At 62.1% G+C, this 4,137-nt stretch carries 4 protein-coding genes; 2 read left to right on the top strand and 2 right to left on the bottom strand.

Annotated elements, in window-relative coordinates; translation table 11 throughout:
• Together BIS11_RS12185 and BIS11_RS12180 are read left to right on the top strand one after the other, a co-directional pair.
• Positions 1 to 1,491 (top strand): TRCF domain-containing protein (locus BIS11_RS12185; RefSeq protein WP_253586125.1); only part of this gene is annotated, 1,491 nt, incomplete at its 5' end.
• A 94-nt stretch (positions 1,492 to 1,585) separates the two neighbouring features.
• Positions 1,586 to 2,725, top strand: a complete 1,140-nt coding sequence (locus tag BIS11_RS12180) for a L,D-transpeptidase family protein (RefSeq protein ID WP_253423377.1) — start codon at positions 1,586 to 1,588, stop codon at positions 2,723 to 2,725.
• Positions 2,726 to 2,939: 214 nt separating this feature from the next.
• Here the strand turns inward: BIS11_RS12180 and BIS11_RS12175 are convergent, their stop codons facing one another.
• Complete coding sequence (locus tag BIS11_RS12175) at positions 2,940 to 3,203, bottom strand: Lpp/OprI family alanine-zipper lipoprotein (RefSeq protein ID WP_227390969.1); 264 nt, start codon at positions 3,201 to 3,203, stop codon at positions 2,940 to 2,942.
• A gap of 226 nt (positions 3,204 to 3,429) precedes the next feature.
• Positions 3,430 to 4,059, bottom strand: a complete 630-nt coding sequence (locus BIS11_RS12170; RefSeq protein ID WP_253423380.1) for a murein L,D-transpeptidase family protein — start codon at positions 4,057 to 4,059, stop codon at positions 3,430 to 3,432.
• Positions 4,060 to 4,137 lie beyond the last annotated feature (78 nt).

Here is a 4,137-nt window from a genome sequence, read left to right as displayed (position 1 = left end):
GTACTGGTGCCCACCACCCTGCTCGCCCGCCAGCACTTCGAGAACTTCCGCGACCGCTTCGCCGACACCGCCGTCAACATCAGCCTGATCTCGCGCTTCACCGGCGGCAAGGAGATGACCAAGACGCTCGAGAACATCAAGGAGGGGCACGCGGATATCGTCATCGGCACCCACAAGCTTTTGTCGAAGAGCGTCGAACTGCCCAAGATGGGGCTTTTGATCATCGACGAGGAGCACCGCTTCGGCGTCGCGCAAAAGGAGAAGCTCAAGAGCCTGCGCGCCGAGATCGACATTCTCACGCTGACCGCCACGCCGATCCCGCGCACGCTCAACATGGCGATGAGCGGCATTCGCGATCTCTCGGTCATCGCCACCCCGCCGGCCAAGCGGCTGTCGGTGAAGACGTTCGTGCAGCAGCACAACGAAAGCCTGATCAAGGAAGCGCTTCTGCGCGAGCTACTTCGCGGTGGCCAGGTCTACTTCCTGCACAACGAAGTGAAGACCATCGAGAACGCCGCCGAGAAGATTCGCGAGCTGGTGCCCGAGGCGCGCGTCGGCGTGGCCCACGGCCAGCTGCCGGAGCGAAGCCTCGAGCGGGTGATGTCGGATTTCTACCACCGTCGTTTCAACGTGCTGGTGTGCTCGACCATCATCGAGACCGGCATCGACGTTCCGAGCGCCAACACCATCCTCATCGAGCGCGCGGACAAGTTCGGCCTCGCCCAGCTTCACCAGCTGCGCGGGCGCGTGGGCCGAAGCCATCACCAGGCCTATGCCTACCTGCTCACTCCCCCACCCAAGGCGATGACCCGGGACGCGGTCAAGCGCCTCGAAGCGATCAGTGCCTCCGTCGACCTGGGTGCGGGCTTCACGCTCGCCAGTCACGACATGGAGATTCGCGGCGCCGGCGAGCTTCTCGGCGACGAGCAGAGCGGCCAGATGGAGACCGTCGGCTACACTCTCTACATGGAGATGCTCGACCGGGCGGTGAAGGCGATTCGGGCCGGCAAGACGCCCAACATCGAGGCGCCGTTCGATAGCGGCCTGGAAATCAGCCTGAACCTACCCGCCTTGATCCCCAGCGACTATATTCATGATGTACAGCAGCGACTGGTGATGTACAAGCGTATCGCCAACACCCGAAGCGACGCCGAGCTCAAGGAGCTGCAGGTGGAACTGATCGATCGCTTTGGCCTGTTGCCCGCTGCGCTCAAGAACCTCATTCGCCAGACCCGGCTTCGCCATCGGGCCGAACCGCTGGGCATCGCGCGCATCGAGGCCGGTGATACCCGAGGACGCGTGCTCTTCGAGAACACGACGCAGGTCGACCCGCTGACGCTGGTCAACCTGATCCAGACCTCCTCGCAGCACTATCGCCTCGACGGCGCGGACACGCTGAGGTTCGAATTTCCCATGGAAACCTTCGATCAGCGCTTCGAGGTCATCGAAAACCTGCTGGGGAAGCTCAACCAAAAAGTAGCGGCGGCGTAAGCCTTGGGGCACACTTAGACCTAAGCCGCATGACAAGCGGATTGGCTCGACTGAAGACGCGACTTAGCGGTGGATTAACTCATTAGGAACGACCATGAACACACGACGCACCTTTACTCTCTGGGGACCCACGAGCCTTGCGGTCCTGATGGCCGCAAGCCTCGCCGGGCCGGTCTACGCACAGCAAAGTGGTGACGCACCGACCGTCGCCACCCAGGGTCTGGACGCCCAGGCGCTGGCCAGCGCCGAGCAGGTCGAGGCCCAGCGCGAGCTGCCGCGCGGCCACTACCGTCTGCCGGACGAAGGCGACATCGTCGGCCAGTACTACACCGTCACCGTGGAAAACCCGGAAGAGACGCTGCTCGACATCGCCAGACGCCACAACATCGGCTACGAAGAGATTCGCATGGCCAACCCGGACGTGAGCCTCTGGGTACCCGGCGAAGGCACCGAGGTGGTGATTCCTGCCCAGTACATCCTGCCGCCGGCGGAGCGCAAGGGCATCGTGGTCAACCTGTCGGAGCTGCGCCTTTACTACTACCCGGAGGACAACCCCGGCATCGTCGAGACCTACCCGGTCAGCGTCGGTCGCGAGGAGTTCGCCACTCCAGTGGGCCTGACCCGCACTACCGTCAAGGTGAAGGATCCGGCCTGGTCGCCCCCCGCCTCCATGCGCCGCGAGGCCGCCGAGCGTGGTGAGCCCGCTCCTGCGGTGGTGCCCGCCGGCCCGGACAACCCGCTGGGTCGTCACGCGATCCTTCTGGGCATGCCGAGCTACCTGATTCACGGCACCAACCGCCCCGACGGCGTGGGCATGCGCGCCAGCCGTGGCTGCATTCGCATGTATCCGGAAGACATCGAGTCGCTCTGGGAGCGGGTTCCGAGCGGCACCCAGGTCAACCTGATGGATGCGCCGTTCAAAGCCGGCTGGGGCGCCGATGGCACGCTTTACGTGCAGTCCTACCCGCAGCTCGAGGAGAACGTAGGCGATTTCGAACCGCTGCTCAACGCCATCGAGCGCATCGAGGCCCTCACCCAGGAAGAGATCGAGGTGGATTACGCCCAGGTGAAGCGCGCGGTGGAATCACCCAACGGTCGCTTCGTGGCCCTGTACGGTCCGCAGGCGCCGGCGGCGGAAGCCGAATCGCCCGCCGAGCAGGCTCCTTCCGAGCGCGAAGGCCTTTTCCAGGAAGTGGAGCTCAGCGCCGTGGTCGAGCGCGACAGCGACGTCTGACGAGCCCTGAAGTGATCAGCGGCTACCGCTCAGCGGTAGCCGCTTTTTCATGCCCGCTTCCTTTTCACCCCAGCTTCCCTTTTCATCCCCGCTTCATGGCGCTGCCTTGAACGAGCAATAAAGAATGGGCAATAAAAAACCCCGCACAAGGCGGGGTTTTTCACAGCTTACGCAGACCGCTGAGCCCAGTGGGTACTCAGTGGTCCATGCAGAATTACTTCTGCATGGAGCGCTGGAACTGACGGCTCATTTCTTCACGGTTCTGCTCGGACATCTGCAGAGCGGCTTGCGCGTCGCGCTGAGCCTGGTTTGCAGTGTTCAGAGCCTGTGAAGCCATGCTGCGAGCTTCTGCGGCGTCAGCCTGGGCAGATTCGGCAGTCATGCGAACTTCTTCCAGAGCGCTGGTAGAAGCACAGCCAGCCAGAACGGCCAGAGAAGCAGCAGCAGCGGTCATTTTCAGAGCAGTCTTCAGAGTCATGATGTTCTCCTTGAGTCTTCCTTGGGTACTACGTTGAAGGTATGACAAAACGAAGGCTAGAAGGTCAGCTTGGTTTTGTCTACCTGCGGTGCAGGTTCTTTACAGTGACTGGCGCCAATGACTTACGTCATCCGGCTCAAGTCAAACGCTGTTTTATATTAGTCCACAGCGCTTGTCCATAGCCACCTGTTTTAAACCTGAAACTTCCTTATGGACCGCTATCATACTAGCGGATCACGACGCGGGTGCCAACATCTACGAGCGACGCGATGCGTTCGATCTGTTCGTTGGTGACCGCGATGCAACCCTGAGTCCAGTGATAACGCCCGTGAATTTCCGGGTCGGCGGAGCCCAGCCCGTGTATGCCGATGGCGCCCCCCAGGGCAGTCTCCTGCGGGGGGTACCCGAAGCGGCGGTAGGCGTCGAAATACGCCTCGTAATCGGCCTGGGAGTAGATACCGGCCTCGAGCGCCATGCGCGCGTGAGGCGGCGTAGGATAATCGATACCGATGAAGATATGCCAGCGACTTTCGCGGTTGAAGCGATAAACGCGAAACTCGCCCAGCGGCGTGGTGTTGTCACCGCGTACCCGCTGCGTTCTAGCCCCGCCCCGCCCCAGCGAAATCGGCGCGTAACGCTCGATCAAGGCGTCGCCGCGGAAAACGCTCAATACCGATTCCCGGTCGTCGATCAGCACCCAGAGTTCGTTGCTGTGACGCGGCTTGGCGGCGCTGTCGAGCAACGTTCGGATCAAGTCGCTGGGCTGGTACGTGGAGGCGGGCGCGTTGACGGAGGCACTGGCCATGGCAGGCCAGCCCATGGCGAGCGCTAGAAAGCGACGACGGTTCAAAGGCATCGGACAATTCTCGGTACGGGCCAAAAACGATCGGCCGAGAGACAAAATGGCTAGGGACGTTTATACCCTATCGGTCGT

Source organism: Halomonas sp. 707D4 (genome assembly GCF_024158685.1).
Taxonomy (GTDB): Bacteria; Pseudomonadota; Gammaproteobacteria; order Pseudomonadales; family Halomonadaceae; genus Vreelandella.
The sequence above is the reverse complement of the archived record's forward strand: the minus strand, read 5'-3'. Positions and strand labels throughout refer to the sequence as shown.